Annotated in this window: 16 protein-coding genes; 14 read left to right on the forward strand and 2 right to left on the reverse strand. The window is 61.3% G+C overall.

The window, feature by feature from the left end; all coding sequences use genetic code 11:
• Nucleotides 1-60 precede the first annotated feature (60 nt).
• The 11 genes from CHEJ32_RS26305 to pip all read left to right on the forward strand — a co-directional run bounded on the left by CHEJ32_RS26305 (nt 61) and on the right by pip (nt 11032).
• Nucleotides 61-1455, forward strand: a complete 1395-nt coding sequence (locus CHEJ32_RS26305) for an MmgE/PrpD family protein (RefSeq protein ID WP_051469666.1) — start codon at nt 61-63, stop codon at nt 1453-1455.
• An 83-nt stretch (nt 1456-1538) separates the two neighbouring features.
• Nucleotides 1539-2747: a CaiB/BaiF CoA-transferase family protein gene (locus tag CHEJ32_RS24775; protein ID WP_156936698.1), complete on the forward strand. Its 1209-nt coding sequence runs from the start codon at nt 1539-1541 to the stop codon at nt 2745-2747.
• Between the two features lie 30 nt (nt 2748-2777).
• Nucleotides 2778-3953, forward strand: coding sequence for an acyl-CoA dehydrogenase family protein (locus CHEJ32_RS0113360; RefSeq protein WP_028034317.1), 1176 nt, complete (start codon nt 2778-2780; stop codon nt 3951-3953).
• A gap of 22 nt (nt 3954-3975) precedes the next feature.
• The gene (locus tag CHEJ32_RS0113365) at nt 3976-5766 is read left to right on the forward strand and encodes an acyclic terpene utilization AtuA family protein (RefSeq protein ID WP_028034318.1); all 1791 of its coding nucleotides are present in this window, start codon (nt 3976-3978) and stop codon (nt 5764-5766) included.
• Nucleotides 5767-5776: 10 nt separating this feature from the next.
• Nucleotides 5777-6562, forward strand: coding sequence for an enoyl-CoA hydratase-related protein (locus tag CHEJ32_RS0113370; RefSeq protein ID WP_028034319.1), 786 nt, complete (start codon nt 5777-5779; stop codon nt 6560-6562).
• Nucleotides 6563-6734: 172 nt separating this feature from the next.
• Entirely contained in the window at nt 6735-6815 is an 81-nt protein-coding gene (gene pqqA / locus CHEJ32_RS27965) for a pyrroloquinoline quinone precursor peptide PqqA (protein WP_156936704.1), read from the forward strand.
• A 36-nt stretch (nt 6816-6851) separates the two neighbouring features.
• Complete coding sequence (pqqB, locus tag CHEJ32_RS0113380; protein WP_028034320.1) at nt 6852-7772, forward strand: pyrroloquinoline quinone biosynthesis protein PqqB; 921 nt, start codon at nt 6852-6854, stop codon at nt 7770-7772.
• Entirely contained in the window at nt 7769-8536 is a 768-nt protein-coding gene (gene pqqC, locus CHEJ32_RS0113385; protein WP_028034321.1) for a pyrroloquinoline-quinone synthase PqqC, read from the forward strand. Before pqqB ends, pqqC begins: the two co-directional genes overlap by 4 nt.
• Nucleotides 8533-8856, forward strand: coding sequence for a pyrroloquinoline quinone biosynthesis peptide chaperone PqqD (gene pqqD / locus CHEJ32_RS0113390; protein WP_034658376.1), 324 nt, complete (start codon nt 8533-8535; stop codon nt 8854-8856). Before pqqC ends, pqqD begins: the two co-directional genes overlap by 4 nt.
• Nucleotides 8853-10022 (forward strand): pyrroloquinoline quinone biosynthesis protein PqqE, encoded by a 1170-nt coding sequence (pqqE, locus tag CHEJ32_RS0113395; RefSeq protein WP_028034323.1) that lies wholly within the window; start codon nt 8853-8855, stop codon nt 10020-10022. The genes pqqD and pqqE overlap by 4 nt, the downstream gene beginning before the upstream one ends.
• Nucleotides 10019-11032 carry a prolyl aminopeptidase gene (pip, locus tag CHEJ32_RS0113400; RefSeq protein WP_028034324.1) on the forward strand — a complete coding sequence of 338 codons (1014 nt, stop codon included), beginning with the start codon at nt 10019-10021 and terminating at the stop codon, nt 11030-11032. The genes pqqE and pip overlap by 4 nt, the downstream gene beginning before the upstream one ends.
• On the opposite strand, the gene CHEJ32_RS0113405 is transcribed toward pip, so the two are convergent.
• On the reverse strand, nt 11010-13847 hold the full coding sequence (locus CHEJ32_RS0113405) for an insulinase family protein (RefSeq protein ID WP_028034325.1): 2838 nt from the start codon (nt 13845-13847) through the stop codon (nt 11010-11012). The two genes, pip and CHEJ32_RS0113405, sit on opposite strands and share 23 nt — an antisense overlap.
• A gap of 72 nt (nt 13848-13919) precedes the next feature.
• Entirely contained in the window at nt 13920-14960 is a 1041-nt protein-coding gene (locus tag CHEJ32_RS24780) for a LysR family transcriptional regulator (RefSeq protein ID WP_051469669.1), read from the reverse strand.
• 434 nt (nt 14961-15394) lie between these two features.
• Here CHEJ32_RS24780 and CHEJ32_RS0113420 point away from each other — a divergent pair, with 434 nt between their 5' ends.
• Genes CHEJ32_RS0113420 through CHEJ32_RS26310 form a run of 3 tightly spaced genes read left to right on the forward strand, consistent with a single transcriptional unit; the run spans nt 15395 to nt 17394 of the window.
• Entirely contained in the window at nt 15395-16165 is a 771-nt protein-coding gene (locus CHEJ32_RS0113420) for a MotA/TolQ/ExbB proton channel family protein (RefSeq protein WP_028034327.1), read from the forward strand.
• Nucleotides 16165-16803 (forward strand): hypothetical protein, encoded by a 639-nt coding sequence (locus CHEJ32_RS24785; protein ID WP_051469670.1) that lies wholly within the window; start codon nt 16165-16167, stop codon nt 16801-16803. The genes CHEJ32_RS0113420 and CHEJ32_RS24785 overlap by 1 nt, the downstream gene beginning before the upstream one ends.
• A gap of 9 nt (nt 16804-16812) precedes the next feature.
• Nucleotides 16813-17394 (forward strand): hypothetical protein, encoded by a 582-nt coding sequence (locus tag CHEJ32_RS26310; protein WP_051469671.1) that lies wholly within the window; start codon nt 16813-16815, stop codon nt 17392-17394.
• Nucleotides 17395-17467: the final 73 nt, after the last annotated feature.

Raw genomic sequence — 17467 nt, forward strand, 5'->3', positions numbered from 1 at the left:
GCATGGCGAAATACAGGATTGATATCTGCCCATGGCTGATGATCGCACGGGAGGCGCGCTATGACGAAATCCAGTCTGTCCGAATTCCTTGGTCTGCTCGTCGCCGACACACCCCCGAGCGCCATAACGTCGGCAGCGGTCGAGAGAGCGAAAGTCTCACTGACCCATAACCTTGCAGTCGCGCTTGCGGGGCGCGGCCGTGAACGGATCGCTCACAAGATCGCAGAGACGAACTATAGCCTGCCCGCTCAGGCTACCATCCTTCACAGCGGCTGCCGGGTCTCGACGGAAGGAGCCGCCTTCGCCAATGGCGCGCTGTTTCACGCCCGCTCGCAGGACGACACGCACCCGGATTCCACGACCCATCCCGGGGCCCCCGTCATGGCGGCCGCCCTCGCAATAGCGGAAGAGTATGACTCGACGGGCGCGAAATTCCTCGAGGCGATCATCATCGGCTACGAGGTGCTCTGCCGGATTGGCCGCGACTTCGACCAGGAGGTAACGGGCCGAGGCTTCCGCGCGGCCGGTGTCTATGGTGTGTTCGGCGCAACAGCTGCTGCGGCGCGGCTGATGCGCCTGACCTCCGCCCAAACCGCGCACGCGCTTGGCATCGCGACACATCTTGCGGGAGGGCTCGCACAGGTATGGCAGGAAGGCAGTGCGGAATTTCCCCTGCAACTTGGCTTTGCGGCGCGGAACGGCATCACGGCGGCGCGGGCTGCAGCTGCCGGCGCCACGGCGGCTCGCTTTGCACTTGAGGGTCCCCGCGGCTTCTTCAACGGCTATGCTGGATGCGTGGCTAACCCCAGGGAAGCATGGGCAGATTATGATTTCTGGCAGATCGAAGAAGCGACGGTAAAACCCTACCCTGCCTGCGCAATCCTTCAGGGCCCGCTGCAGGTGCTAACGGAATTGCTGACACAGGAAGACCTGTCGCACCATGAGGTCGCAGGGCTTGTCCTGGAACTGAACCCCTATGAGGCGCGCTACCCGGGCATTGACAATACCGGCCCTTTCGCAAGCCCCACGGCAACGAAGATGAGTGCGCAATTCTGCCTGGGCAACGCTTTGCTGCGGCGTCGGCTCGCCCTTTCGGATCTCGAGCTTGTCGGAGACCCGGCAATCCTAGGCGAAGTATCCAAGATCGCCGTCATCGCCACGGATGAAATACCTGAACGGCTTTGTCGCATCACGGTCCAAACCACCGATGGACGCCAACTCTCCAGCGCTCTGACCGAGACCCTAGGTCGCCCCTCCACAGCCCAGATTGGCCAATTTGCAATCGGGCTAGCGGAGGAAATCGGTGCTTCGCGCGAGGAGCTTGGCCAACTCCTGGATCTCATCGGGGACATCGAGCGACAGCCAGATATCTCGGTTTTGGTCCAGACGGCAGCACGTATCGGCGGCGACCGGCAGGGGCGAACGCATCCACACGCAGAAGAGGACGCGGCTTGACATAGCTCGGCGCGATCAAATATCACTCCGTCACAATGAAATTATTTTCGTAATACCGAAATTATGAGTTGGAGAGCGGCGGAATGAGCAGCACCGCGGTGCACGGTGACGAGATGGAGACGGCTAGCCCCACGGGTCCGCTGGCAGGCGTGCGGGTGCTCGATCTAACGACGGTGATCATGGGTCCGGCTGCAACGCAGATCCTCGGCGATCTCGGGGCGGACGTGATCAAGATCGAGAGCCCCTCCGGTGATTCCATGCGCTGGATAGGGCCGGCCAAGCATGAGGGGATGGGGCCGCTCTACCTTCAGTCCAACCGGAACAAGCGCAGTGTTGTCCTCGACCTGAAGACCAAGGAAGGCAAGGACGCGCTCTTGAGCCTCGTGCCCCAGGCCGACATCCTGGTCTATAACGTGCGTCCCCAGGCCATGAAGCGTCTTGGGCTCGACTACGCCACAGTGTCGGCGATAAACCCGCGGATCATCTTCTGCGGCGCCGTCGGTTATGGCAGCGAGGGCCCGAATGCCGGCCAGGCCGTGTATGACGATCTGATGCAAGCGGCGGCTGGTATTTCCGGCCTCTTCCAAGCCGTCGATGGCGCGCCACGATACGCGCCGGTCAATATCTGCGATCGGGTTGTGGGCCTTTATCTCACCATCGCCCTGACGAGCGCCCTCTATCATCGCGCCATGACGGGCCAGGGCCAGGAAATCGAAGTGCCGATGTTCGAGACCATGGCGCAGTTCGTCGTGGCCGACCACATGGGCGGGCATGCCTTTGATCCCGATATCGGCCCGATGGGGTACAAGCGGCTCCTGTCACGGGCGCGCGGACCATACAAAACCAAGGACGGTTATCTTTCGCTCGTCGTCTACTCCGACAAGCACTGGCGAGCATTCTGCGAGCTGGTGGGTGACCCCGGCATGATCGATCGCGATCCGCGTTTTGCCACCCAGGAGCTTCGCACACAGAATGCCGAGCTCGCGGGACAATATCTCGCCAAACACATGCCCACGCGAACCAATGCGGAATGGATCGAGTTCTGCCACTCGATCGATACGCCGGTCTCGCCGGTGAACATGATCGAGGACCTGTTCGAGGATCCGCATCTAAAGGCGGTCGGAATGTTCAGCAAGCTCGAGCATCCCACCGAGGGAACGCTCAATGTAGCCCGCTTCCCGGTCAAGTTCGCAAAATCACCCGCTTCGATCCGGCGCCTCGCGCCCAATCTGGGCGAGCACACCCGAGAAGTTCTGCAAGCCGCCACAGCCAAAAAGACAGACGCGGCCTGAGCCGCCGCCAATGCAGGGAAAGATCAGCTTATGAATTTCGATGCCCTTGCCACCACACCCGAGCGCGCCGAAATCCGCGATGCCGTAAAGGCCATCTGCGACCGCTTCGATGACCAATATTGGCAGGAGAAGGACCGAACCGGGTCCTTCCCCACCGAGTTCACCAAGGCCATCGCCGAAGGCGGTTGGCTCGGCATCGCAATGCCGGAGGAATATGGAGGTGCCGGCCTCGGCGTGACCGAGGCGGCGATCATGATGCAGGTGATCGGCAATTCGGCAGGCTCGTTCGCCGCCTGCTCAGCCGTCCATATCAATATTTTCGGCCCCCATTCCATCGTGGTGCACGGAACGCCCGAGCAGAAGGAACGATGGCTGGTTCCGTTGATCAAGGGGGAAATTCGCGCTTGCTTCGGCGTGACCGAGCCGGACGCCGGACTTGACACGACCAAGCTCAAGACGCGCGCCGTGCGCCAAGGAGACAAATACGTCGTCACCGGCCGCAAGATGTGGATTTCGACCGCGCAAATCGCTGACAAGATCCTCCTCCTCGCCCGCACGACGCCGATCGAGGAATGCAAGAAGCCGACCGACGGCCTTTCGATTTTCTTCACCGATCTCGACCGGAGCCGGATCGAGGTGCGTGAGGTGCACAAAATGGGCCGCGCGGCGGTCGATTCAAATGCTCTGTTCATCGACAATCTGGAGATCCCTGTAGAGGATCGCATCGGCGAGGAAGGCAAGGGCTTCCGCTACATCCTTGACAGTCTCAACCCCGAGCGGATCCTGAACGCGGCCGAGTGCATCGGCGTTGGCCGTCGCGCTCTGTCGAGGGCCGTGCAGTACGCCAAGGACCGCGTCGTCTTCGGACGGCCTATCGGCCAAAACCAGTCGATCCAACATCCGCTGGCGGAAAGCTGGTCGGAGCTGATGGCGGCGGAGCTGATGACGCTACGTGCGGCGGAGCTTTACGATGCGGGTCAACCCTGCGGCGCCGAGGCAAACGCCGCCAAATACATGAGCGCAGATGCAAACTTCCACGCTTGCGATCGCGCCGTGCGCACGCATGGCGGGATGGGCTATGCCGCCGAGTTCAACGTCGAGCGTTATTTCCGCGAGGCCGTAGGCATGCGGCTGGCGCCCGTGTCTCGTGAACTGATCCTTTGCCATATCGCAGAGCGGGTGCTCGGCCTGCCGAAATCCTACTGACCAGCTCCGCGGGAGGAAAGACGTGAGCGACAAGATCGTCCGCATTGGTGGAGCGTCGGGTGCGTGGGGTGATAGCCCGATGGCGATCCCCCAGCTCCTCACCGCCGAGCTCGACTACCTGATGATGGATTACCTGGCCGAGGTGACCATGTCGCTCCTGGCCAGGGCCCGTATGAAGGACCCGGCCGGCGGCTTTCCTCCCGATTGCATCGCGTATCTGAAGCCCAATTTGAAGGAACTGACGCAGCGCGGCATCAAGGTGGTGACCAATGCCGGAGGCGTGAACCCCGCCGGTTGCCGTGACGCCTTGGAAGCTGCCGCACGGGAGCTTGGCCTTACGCTTAGGATCGCCATCGTTGAAGGCGACGATGTGCTGCCGCTGCTTGACAGGATGCGCGCAGCAGGGACCCGTGACGCAAGTTCCGGCCGCGAAATGCCGGAGGAAATGCTGACGGCCAATGCCTATCTCGGCGCACTGCCGATAAAGGCCGCGCTTGACGCCGGAGCCGACATTGTAATCACCGGACGCTGCGCCGACAGCGCGCTCGCACTCGGCGTCCTGATGCATGAATTTGGCTGGGCCGAGGAAGACTATGACAGGCTCGCTGCCGGTAGCCTCGTAGGCCACGTGCTTGAATGCGGACCGCAGGCGACGGGCGGCATCCACACCGACTGGGAAGATGTGCCGGGGTGGGAAAATATCGGCTATCCTATCGCCGAGTGCCGGCCCGATGGCTCCTTCATACTCACCAAACCGGAGAATACGGGCGGTCTCGTCACGCCGCCCGTGGTGGCCGAGCAAGTCCTTTACGAAGTCGGTGATCCCGCCAGCTATATGTTGCCGGATGTGACGGCGGATTTCTCGAATATCACGATCACCCAACAGGGCGCCGACCGCGTTTTTGTTTCCGGCGCGAAAGGGCGTGCGCCGAGTTCCAGCTATAAGGTCTCGGCCACCTACCAGGACGGATATCGGGCCGTAGCTGCGATCTCCATCGTCGGACCTGACGCAGCGCGGAAAGCGGAACGTACAGCCGAAGCCATGATCGCGCGGGCGCGCAGCCAGCTTGCTGCCCGCGGCCTGCCGGATTTCACGGCCACCCACATCGAGGCGCTGGGAGCAGAGGCAAGCTATGCCGGTGCCGCGAAGGCGCGTGATACTCGGGAGGTGCTTCTGCGTCTCGTCGTTCAACACGAAAGCCGCCAAGCACTCGATCTTTTCGCCAAGGAGATCGGATCGATCGGCCTTTCGTTCGCGCCGGGCACAACCGGTATTTTCAGCGGACGCCCCAAGCCGACCCCCGTGGTGCGCCTTTTCACATTCTACGTGCCGAAGACCGAAATGCCGGTGCCGATCGTGACGGTCGGTAGGGAGCGGATGACGATCGCGGTGCCGTGCGGCAGCGAAGACCACGCGACAATCGAGCCGGCCGGAGAAGTTGCGTCCGTCCCAGATGAACCGACGGTGGAAGTACCGCTCATTCGGCTCGCCTATGCCCGCTCCGGCGACAAGGGGGATTCCTCCAATATCGCGATCATCGCACGGCGGCCGGAGTTTTTGCCGCTTATCCGGCGCGAGGTGACCGCGGACAGAATGCTCGCGCATTTCAACGGGATAATCGAAGGACCTGCCGAGCGCTTTGAAGCACCGGGGCTGAACGCCCTCAATTTTCTGCTGCACCGCGCCCTTGGCGGCGGGGGCATGGCATCGCTGCGCATCGATCCGCAGGGCAAAGCTTTCGGGCAGATGGCGCTGGAGATGAAGGTGCCCGTCCCTGCAAGCTGGGTTGATCAGGGCCTAGTGAAGGCCTGAGGAGGAAAGAATGAGCCAGCCTGACGCAATACTGACCGAACGCCGCGGCACCACTCTTTGGATCACCATCAACCGGCCGGAACGGCGGAACGCGATCAACCAATCGGTGATCGACGGCATCAAAGCTGGCATCGAGCAGGCAATGGCCGACGCCACCGTGCGCGCCGTGGTCCTTACGGGTGCCGGCGACAAGGCCTTCTGCGCGGGCGGAGACCTGCAACAGGGAACATCCGTCTTCGGCGATCTGCTCGACGAGCCGACCACAGACTTCGGCCGCCTCGCCCGCGTCGTGCGACAGGCAGGAATCCTCATTGTCGGCCGCATCAACGGAGCCTGCGTGGCCGGGGGCATGGCGTTGATGTCTCTTTGCGACCTCGTCGTCGCTGCCGATCACGCCCGCTTCGGCCTGCCCGAAACCAAGGTCGGCGTCATTCCAGTCCAGGTGCAGGTCTATTTCCGTAACCTGATTCTGCCGCGCCACGCCGCAGAGCTCATCCTGACCGGCGAGCTGATCGACGTGAACCGCGCCCGCGAGATCGGCTTGATCAACTACGTTGCGCCCGCAGCGGAACTGGACGCGAAGGTTGAATGGCTCTTGGAAAAACTGCGCGGCGGGTCGCCCGTTGCGGTGAAGCGCATGAAGCAGGCCATGGCCGCCATGGAGATGATGAATTTCCACGAAGCCATCGCATTCGCCGAAAGCCAGATCATGATCACCGCGCAAACGAGCGACGCACGTGAAGGCCTCGCCTCCTTCAATGAAAAGCGCAGGCCCAGATGGGCGGACGACGCCTAGCCATTCTTTTTCTTTTGCTCGCCCGCATCCAAGCAGCCCGATGCGGTTGATCGGCTGCCGGCTGATTGCAGCCGCCCCTCCAATCTATGGCAGCCATAGATAGTTCACCGCCGATGAGAACTGCATGATGGCGACGTGGCAATCCGCCACGTCTACTCAGGAGGATATTCTCATGGCTTGGAAAACGCCGAAGATCAGCGAAGTGCAGGTGGGCATGGAAATCAACATGTACGCCTGCGCGAAGCGCAAGTAATGCTTTGCCCCTGCCGCAGCCTCTAGGTAATTCAGCATGTTGCGAGCTATCGTTCTGGGCGCTGCGGCAGGTGGCGGCGTACCGCAGTGGAACTGCAATTGCGATATCTGCCGGAAGGCGCGGGCCACCCCTTCCTTCCAGGCAACACAGGCTTCGGTCGCCATCAGCTGTGATGATCTAAACTGGTTCTTGATCAACGCCTCGCCCGATATCCGTCAGCAGATCAACGGCACACCTCGGCTTCACCCGGCGGGCACTGCCATGCGGCACAGCCCGATTGCGGGCGTGTTTTTGACCAATGGCGAGGTGGATGCGGTGACGGGCCTCTTGTCGCTGCGTGAGGGATCGCCCTTCTCGATCTACGCGCATCCCAAAGTTCTGTCGGTGCTCGCAGACAACAGCATCTTCAACGTGCTGAACCCCGAGATCGTGGCGCGCCGTCCCATCGAGATCGAAAAGCCTTTCGAGCCGGTGCTTGCAGACGGCAGCCCGTCCGGCCTTGAGGTGACGGCGTTCATCGTGCCCGGCAAACCAGCATGGTATCTTGAAGGAACCGAGCGCGCAGATGCGGAGGAAGAAGGCGATACCATCGCCCTTCACATCAAGGCTCGCGAAGGCGGCGAGCTATTCTTCGTTGCCGCCTGCGGTGATGTGAACGCGGACCTTGCCAGCCGTCTCGAGGGGGCGCCGCTCGTCTTCTTCGACGGGACCCTTTGGCGCGACGACGAGATGATCGCTGCCGGGCTGGGGAAGAAGACCGGCAGGAGAATGGGTCATATCTCCATTTCCGGAGAGGATGGCGCGCTGAGCAAACTCGCCGGGCTACAGCTCGGACAAAAGATTTTCCTGCACATCAACAATTCGAACCCCGTGCTTCTGCCAGGCTCGGCCGAGCGCCGACGGGCCGAGGAAGCCGGATGGCAGATTGCCTATGATGGTATGGAGCTGACATTATGATGCTGGCCTCGGCACGATCCGAAATCGACGAAAGCCCGCTTGAAAGCGCCGAAGCATTGGAAAAGCGCCTCTACGAGATCGGTGCCAAGCGCTATCACAACCTGCATCCGTTCCACCGCATGTTGCATGGAGGCAAGCTCAACAAGGGCCAGGTCCAGGCTTGGGCGCTCAACCGCTACTATTACCAAAGCTCGATCCCGATCAAGGATGCGGTGGTTCTCTCGCGCTTCCGCGACCGGAACATCCGCCTGGAATGGCGCCACCGCATTGAGGACCATGACGGCGATATAGGGACGGAAGGCGGGATAGAGCGCTGGCTCATCCTGACCGACGGCCTGGGCCTCGACCGTGCCTATGTGGAGTCCACGCGCGGCATCCTGCCCGCTACCCGTTTTGCCGTGGACGCCTATGTGAATTTTGTGGGGCAGCGAACGCCGCTCGAGGCGATTGCTTCTTCATTGACGGAGCTCTTCGCGCCCAACCTCCACGAGGAGCGCATTGCCGGGATGCTGGAGCACTACGACTTCATCACTCCGAATGTAATGGCCTACTTCAAGAGACGCCTCGATCAGGCCACGCGGGATGCGCAGTTCGCCCTCAACTTCGTGAAGGAGCACGCCCGCACGCCGGAAGAGCGGCAGGCCGTCTGCGAAGCGCTCATCTTCAAGACGAATGTGCTTTGGGTTCAGCTCGACGCACTGCACCATGCCTATGTCTGCGGCCACATCCCCCCGGGAGCGTTCGATCCAGAGGCTCTCGCATGAGCGAACTGCAGCGCAGCACCCCTCGCCCGCAACTTTCGGATGACAGCCGCCCGAAGCTTGCCCGCCACGCGCGGCTGAAATTCGACAAGGTGCGCGAACAATGGGTGCTGCTGGTGCCGGAACGGGTGCTTGTTCCCGACGACACGTCGGTGGAAATCCTGAACCTGTGCGACGGCGAGCGGAGCATCAGCGGGATCGTGGGCGCGCTCTGCCAGAAATACGCAGCAGAACGAGAGCTCATCCGAAACGACGTCATCGCGCTGCTGCAGGATCTTGCCGACAAGGGCTACCTGACCGTCTCCGGGGAGGACAAGCAATGACCGATCTGCTCGAGCACGCAAGCCAGTCCGAAGCCAAGATCCGGTCTGGCGCCGGGAAGACCTATGGGATTCCGATGGCGGTTCTCGCGGAACTGACACACCGCTGCCCGCTCCAATGCCCCTATTGCTCGAACCCGGTGGAGCTGGAACGGGCCGGTGCCGAGCTTTCCACGGAAGAGTGGAAACGCGCGATAACCGAGATGGCCGATATGGGCGTGCTGCAGATCCATTTCTCCGGCGGTGAGCCCACGGCGCGTCGTGATCTCGTGGAACTGGTACGACATGCGACCGAAGCCGGCCTTTATTCCAATCTCATCACTTCCGCCGTTCTCCTGACGCGCGACCGCCTCGAACAGCTTAGCGATGCAGGCCTTTCCCATGTGCAGATCAGCTTTCAGGGGAGTGAGGAAGGTCTTGCCGATCGCGTCGGCGGATACAAGGGAGGCCATTCCAAGAAGCTCGAAGCGGCCCGCTGGACGCGCGAGCTTGGCCTGCCGCTCACCGTCAACGCCGTCATGCACCGCCAGAATTTGCACCTATTGCCGAAGATCATCGATATGGCGGTGGTACTCGACGCAGACCGGCTGGAGGTCGCGAACGTTCAGTATTACGGCTGGGCGTTGAAGAACCGGGCCGCGTTGATGCCGACCGAAGAGCAGGTGGACGAGACGACCCGCATCGTGGAAGAGGCGCAGGAACGGCTGCGCGGCCTTCTCGCCATAGATTATGTGATCCCCGACTATTACGCACTTAGGCCAAAGAAGTGCATGGGCGGCTGGGGCCAGCAATTCTTCAACATATCGCCGTCCGGCAAGGTGCTGCCCTGTCATGCCGCCGAGTCCATAACGGGCCTCAACTTCGATTCCGTGCGCGACCACTCGCTTGCCTGGATCTGGGAGAACTCGCCCGCGCTCAATCTTTATCGCGGCACGGACTGGATGCCCGAGCCCTGCAGAAGCTGCAGCCACATGGAGGAAGATCTCGGCGGTTGCCGCTGCCAGGCCTTCGCTCTTACGGGAGATGCGGCTGCCACGGATCCGGCCTGCGCGCTCTCGCCTTTGCACGAAAAGATCTTTCGCACTGCTCAAACCGAAGCAGAGGCTGCTTCCAACGAGTTCATCTTCCGCAATTTTGCAGGAGGAACAGCGGAGAGCGGCCGGAAGTGAAATCCGGAGACAGCACCAGCGGCGATGCGGCGAGGCCACTAGGGGAGGTGCCGCCAGAACTCTGGTCCGGCTATCTGCCGGTCGGGGGTGGTCATGAGATCTATGTCGAAACGGCAGGCTCTCCGGCTGGTATCCCCGCTGTCTTCCTCCACGGTGGGCCGGGCAGCGGTTGTCAGCCGGAACACAGGACATTGTTTGCCGGTGGGCGGTTTCATGCCGTCCTGTTCGATCAACGGGGCGCGGGGCGGAGCAGGCCGCATGGACGCCGTCTCGCCAACACGACCGATCATCTGATTGAGGACATGGAGATCATCCGCCAGACGCTCGGTTTCGAGAAATGGCTGGTGGTCGGCGGTTCGTGGGGGGCCACTTTGGCGCTCGCCTATGCGGAGCGACATCCCGAGCGCGTCATCGGTATCGTCTTGCGCGCAACGTTTCTCGGCACGCGCACCGAACTTGACGGCGCATTTCGGGACAATCTCACGCGTTTTTACCCTCCCCTCCACCGCGATTTTCTGAACCTCGTGCCGGAAGACGAGCGTTGCGATCCGCTTTCCGCCTATTGGCGGCGCATCCTCGGCGACGACGCTCGCGAAGCGGCCCGCTTCGCATATGTGTGGGCTGTCGTGGAACGCGCCCTTGCCTCGCTGGTGCCTCCGGCTGACCGGCTCGATCTCGCAGCGATCAAGCAGAGTTCGAGTTCGCCACCCGCAAGCGCCTTCATGGAGGCCCATTATTTCAGTCACGACTGCTTTCTGGCGGAAGCACCGCTTCTGGAAAATGCCCACCGGCTGAAGGGCATTCCCGGTATCATCATTCAGGGCCGCTACGACCTTCTATGCCCTCCTGCGACAGCATATGCGCTGGCGGCCCGCTGGCCAGGGGCGGAGGTGCGCATCGTGGAAGGCGCCGGCCATCTTTTGGGAGAAACAGGCGTCCGCGATGCGGTGGTGAAGGCAATTGCGGATGTGGCGGATCAGGTGCCGGTCACACAGCTTGCGAGAGGTTGAATGCGCCTGGGCGCTCCTGCAGCGCGGCATTCAAAGCAGCCTCCGACCCCAAAACCGCGACGCGCTTCTCCCGCGCTTCAATAAGGTCGGCCAGCTTGAGGAAATCGGCTCGGGTGGTCGCAAGGAGACGATCGCGCCGCTCCTGCCGTCTCTCGCAAGTGTCCCCGGCAAGCCTGGCGAGCATCGCTTCAAACCCCCGCTCGCCGGGAAGCCTGGGGCGGTCGATCTCGCCGAAAGCGCTGATAATGCTTCGCCTGATGTCGTCTTCGTGAACCGACTCCCGCAGGAATCGGGGGACCGCGTCGAAAATGTCGAGCGTGCGCAGGAGGTTCGGGTCCCGGTAGGATAAGAAGCGGAGACCTCCGGACAAAGGATCCAGTCGCACCAAAGCTCCATAAGCTCCACCTTGCATACGCACCTGGTCCCACAGCCATGTCCCGGCAATATAGCGCGTGGCAGCGGCATGAGCGCCCACCTGCGCCGCCTCTTCGGAGAGCTTCAGCCCCTGCCCTACGAAATTGACCGGCGCTTCGATGGGAAGGCCCATCGAACCGGAAAGCGCCGGAGGGAGGCTGCCTCGTTGCGACGTTCTCCCGTCGGACAGATGTTCCAGGAACGCCAGCACGGCCGCCGCGACACCGTCCGCAGCGGCTGGCTCGACGGTCACGTCGCAGATTGCACCCTCGCGCCGGATCAAAAGCCGCCGCAGTCGCTCCAAATCGGCAAGGACCGATTCCCAGTCGGTTTCCGCGCGCTCGCACAGGCGCTGAAGAAAACGAAGCTGCGAAACGCCGTTCAGCACCTCGGCAAAAGCCCCTGCCGGATGGAGCGCGGCGGAAAGGGCGAGATCCGCATACTCATGCCCGCGTGGTATCAAACGGGCTCTGTGCCGTGAAATCTCGTCCTGGAGAAGCGCCATGAAGCGATTGTGATCGTCGAACCGCGCGGCCGTCAGGATATCGGTTAGGATGGCCAGGATCGCGCCCAGATTTTCCTTCATCCCCCGGAAGCGCAGGAAAAGCCAGGCTTGAGCCTGGGACGAGGTTTGGCAAGCAAAGGCGCGTTGTTCCACGGAGACCCCTCCGACAAAGCGGGCCATGCGCAGCGCCAAGTCTTCCGCGCTGTCCCTTTCAGTCCCGCATTCCAGGAGCGCGCGCCCGAACAGGGGCGCAAGTGGCAACAGCGTTGCAGGCAGGGTGTCGATACGGAAGCCAAGCTGGAGATAACAAATTCCGTTGGTCGGCAATGGGTGGAGGAGCACGCACGGATGGTCCTGCCGCATGATTTCACACCGCGTAGGCGTCTCCTCGCGGGGCAATTCGTCAAGACCGAGCACCGGTACATTCGCGATGCCGGTATGTTCGTCCGCCGTAGATAAATGCACATAAGTGGCCAGAAGAGCCTGCAACCTGCTCCGCTCGGCCGCCTTTTCGCGAGCTTCAAGCGTCGGATCGGGAGAGAGTGTCACGGTAGCCCGGTGGAGGTTTTCCCCAAACAGGATTCGCAGCCGCTCGCGCAGATGGGCATCCGCTTCCATCTTCTCCCTGAGCGCCGCGAGGGGTGTTTCGAATGCCAGGAAATCGATCGGATCATGCCCGGAGCGCCAGGGCCCGAGAATGCGAAGCATGAGCGCCAAACCCGGCGGATGGCGCCCGCCGTCATTTTCCCGGAGCCGGAACGCGAGGCGATTAAGGCAAGCTTCCACAAGCGCCCTTGGCGGACCTTTCCGGATCAACTCGGTGATCACCTCATCGACCAATTGATCGAAGCGGATCGCATCCCGGGCGGCGACACCACTCAGGCCTATCGAAAAGATCGGCTGCCGTGTCTCTCGTGAGAGGCCGTCGCCTATCAAGCCTTCGCCAAGCCCGCTTTCAATCACCGCGCGCCGGAGCGGTGCCGCATCGGAGCCCAGAAGCAATTCCGCCAGGAACAGCTGCTCCAGCGCTTCGAACGGATCGGAAAGGTCAGGCAGAACCCATCCGCGTATGACGTGCCCGCCGGGACCGCCGGAGCCAATGCTCCGACGCACGAGCCGCGGCGTGGCAAACGACACCTGGCGTGAAGAAACGCCTGCAGGAGTACCAAGGCCCCATCCATCCAGATGTCTCTGCAAAAACGCGAGCGCCTGCTGCATGTCGAGATCGCCCGACAGGAACACGATCGCGTTGGAGGGATGGTAGTATTTGGAATGGAACCGCTGCAGCGCTTCATGCGCCAGCGTGGGGATCAATGCCGGATCGCCGCCGTGGTCGAACCGATAGGAAGTGTCAGGGAAAAGGGCCGCACGCAACTCCTTTACCAGCACGGCGGCAGGGTCCGCATAGACGCCCTTCATCTCGTTGAGGACGACTCCACCGAAATGCGCTGGCTTCCCGCCTTTTTCGGGAATGATATGCCATGCTTCCTGTCGAAAAGTGCTTTCCCGCAGGAGCGGGTGGAACACGGCGTCCAGATAGACTTCGAAGAGATTATAGAAGTCACGCTCGTTCTGGCTTGCCGCCATATAGGTCGTCATATCCGGCAGCGTGGAGGCATTGAGATGCGTGTGCAGCGAGCCTTTCAGCAATTCAGCGAAGGGCGCAGCCGAAGGAAAATGCCGCGAGCCGCAGAGCACCGAATGTTCGAGGATATGCGCCACGCCGGTGGAATCGGACAACGGCGTCCGGAATGTTATTCCAAAGCACTTATTCGCATCGCCGTTCGCCAGCGTGAGAATTTCGGCACCGGTCGCCTCATGGATGAATGCCCGGGCCGAGGATGCGAGTTCCGGGATCTCCGCCTCACGCACAAGCTTGAACGAATCCACTGTCACCTGTTCGGGATCTCCTGCACTCGGCGCATGGATGGACCGGCGAAAGCCTCTGCACGCTCTCCCATTGCCTTGTTATCGGTTCGATAGCGACATGGCATTCGGAAGTTCGACATTTTCGAGGAATGGCGGAGTATCCTTCAGGGGGGGCAGTTGGAGCGTCGCCGCGGCATCCTGCAACGCCTGAAGGAAACTCGCATAGGGCTGGGTACGCCTATATTGCGTCGGAACGAGTGCCACCATTTTCCGCGGCGGGAACGAAACACGGTAAAGGTGAACGCCTTGCGGCGGGGTCCCGTCCATCATGCAGGCAAGCACCGGGGCCAGGCATACGCCGAGCCCAGCCCGGACAAGAGCCAACGCATCCTCGTAGCTGCGCGTGCTGGCGATTTGGCGGTTTTCCGGCAGCACCTCCGCATACCATTCCTGAACACGTTGCGTATGATTGGTTCCGAAGGAAAACCGGATCGACCTGTTGAGCACGTCCTGTTTCGCGCTCGAAAGCTGGCGCGGATGCAGAACGCCGTCGAGACTGATTTCTTCCGGGACAGCCAGGACATACGGGTCCTCGAGCAACGGGATTTCCATGAAGCCGGTCCCCGCGCTGGCGACGGAACCCGCATTGATGAGGCCTACATTCGCCCGTCTCCCATAAAGCATCTCCAGCACATCCGGAGGGGCGCAGTCGTGAATGTCATATTCGACGTCGGAATATTCCTCCTGGACCGTGGCAGCCGCCCTGGGCAACACGAGGCGCAGCATCGAGCTTAATCCGGCCACCCGTATCGTCACGTGAATGCCTTCGCTGAACTCGGCGAGCCCATCCTCCAGTTCCTGCATGCTTCTCAAGACCTGCTCGGCCTTGCGAAGAAGGAAACTCCCGGCTTCGGTCAGGATCATCTGGTTGGACCGCCGCTCGAACAGCGGCGTTCCCACGACGGCCTCCAGGCTTGCGATCTGCTGAGAGAGCGAGGGCTGCGAGAGGCCGAGTTGCTTGCTGGCTTTCGTCACCGTTTCGTTATGCGCGACAGCCCAGAAGATACGCATGCGCTGGAGTGTGATCTCGCCATTGCGCTTCCCGGCCCTTCGGGGTTTCAGCACCTCGGCATTCGACATTCAGTTCTCCCTACCGTCACTCCAGGTCCGTATGCCTGGATCACCCCGGAAATTCCATCGCTTCGGTCATTAACATAAAAAACATATTGAACAGCTCGATGCGCTTTTGCCTCGAAAGCACCGGCAGGTTTCCGGCGCCGCTCCGATTGATGTCGGGCCTTAACACCTTAAAAACCTCAAGCCACGTTAGAAGAAATCCGCTCGTATCACAGCCCCTTCTTGCGGGTAGAGGGCACATACCTGCCCATTTTCCACCCCGGATAAGTAGAGAGAAAGCATAACTCCGGCTTGACGAGCTTGCTCTGGCAACTGCATCCTCTCAAAACAGCTGTACTTTCTTGTCTAGGCAGTTCTGTGAACATGCCAGCTCGAAGCCAGATCTGATCGGGAGGTTGGTGCATGCCGCATGCGCCAGGAGGAAAACAGGGGGAGAGATGTCGGTCATAACGAATGGCAGGCTGATTGGTACGCCAGCCGAGTCTCGCGATTACATGCCGCTGATCCTGTGGCTCATCCTGATCAGCTGCATCGGGCTGGGACTCCTCGTCCTGTTTCGGCTCGGTCTCATTCAGATCATGCTCGAGACCGACCGCAGCCACATCTCGATGCTGATCCTGGCGATCTTCGCGCTCACCACCCTGCACTGCCTCTATCAGGTCGTCGTCATCTCGCGGGAATTGGTGGCAGCCCGGCGCATCCGCCAAACCATACTTGATGGCGCCAGCGGATTTCTGCTTATCGGCGACCAGGTGAAAACGGCGGAGGGCGAGGTTCTGGAGCCGGGCATCGCCGCCCGCCACATCGCCAATCTGGTTGCAAAATCCAGGGCCCAGAACGGACGCCGGGTCGATCAGACCTTGCTTTTGCGCTCGCTCGCCGACCAGTTGCGGGGGCGGGAAAAGCTGGGCTTTTTCGTGGCGGAAGCACTCCTCAGACTGGCCCTTCTGGGCACGGCGGTAGGCTTCATCCTGATGCTGGTGCCAATCGCCGGATTGAGTTCCTTCGACGTCGAGACCCTGCGCACCGCCCTCGCAGGAATGAGCGGCGGCATGGCCGTCGCGCTCAATGTGACGGTTGCGGGTATCACCTGCGCATTGCTCCTGAAGATGGAGTACTACATTCTCGACGCGGCCAATGCCCAGCTTTTCAACATCATCACAGAGGTTACAGAGGTCCACGTCGTCTCCGCGCTGGAGAAGAACTGATGGAGGGCTCTGGCTTTTTCTCCGAAGCCGGAAGCGATGACGGCACCTTCGTCCCATTTACCGACATTCTGTTCAATGTCCTTCTGGGCTTCGCCTTTATGGTGTTCATCGCCTTTTCGCTTTTCAACCCGGAGGCGAAGTCGGGACTTATCGATCTGAAGGCTGAGATGATCGTCACTGTGTCATGGCCGGACAATCATCCGGACGACGTCGACACCTATGTCGAGGACCCGGCCGGAAACGTCGTCTGGTACCATGCGCGGGAGGCCGGTCTCATCCATCTGGATCGGGACGACCGAGGCAACTACCGCGATACGATCGTCGTCAACGGGGAGCGGATCCAAAACCCGCTCAACCAGGAGAATGTCACGTTTCGCGGCATTCTTCCCGGCGAATATGTCGTCAACATCTACCACTATATCGCCAATTCCACGGACGACCTGCCGGTGACGGTGAAGGTGGAAAAGCTGAACCCGCAGCTGCAGGTCATCTATTACGGCACCTTGATGCTGAACCATCGGGGGCACGAGCGCACCGCCGTCCGGTTCACGCTCGATGAAGAGGGCAACGTGTCCGATGTGAACGAGCGGGAAAAATCCCTGGTCCGCGCGGTCAGAAAACCCAAGGCCGGAGGGTAGGCGGAAGCTATGAACATTCCGACTTTGACGGGCGTCGTCGTCTGCTATGGTCTGATCGCCGCGCTCCTCCTCAGCCTCAATGTGGTGTCGTTATGGCGATGGTGGATCAAGGCCGCCGCCGTCATTGTGACGACTGTTTTCGTCGTCGCATCCTACGCGGCGATCAATGGCATGCTCGGCTGGCCGACGACGAAAAGGCCGCCCGGACGCTTTCATCTCCTTGCCACCCATATCGTCGAGCCGGACAAGGCCACATCCGCCGGCGGTGCGCTCTATCTATGGATGGAGGAACTGGACGACGACAACATGCCACGCGGCGCTCCCCGCGCCTTCCAGCTTCCTTATAGCGACCAACTGGCCAGGGATATGGACCGCGCGCAGCAGCGCCTCGACAATGGCGAGGCGATCATGGGCGTGGTCGATGAAGCCCAGGCCATCGAAGCCGATCAAGAGAAGATTCGCATCGGCGAGATGAGCGAAAATGCCGAACTCTCGGCGGCTACGGACACGGTCCCCTTTCAATCCGACGGCATGATGATCGAATTCGAGAACCTGCCGCCGGTGGATCTGCCCGACAAGGGGCCACTATGATCACTCCGCGGTCTGACGGATGACCGTATAAGGAACTCGCCGCACCGGCAGGACGCAAGCACGCATCTTTTGG

The organism is Chelativorans sp. J32 (assembly GCF_000518985.1).
GTDB lineage: Bacteria > Pseudomonadota > Alphaproteobacteria > Rhizobiales > Rhizobiaceae > Chelativorans.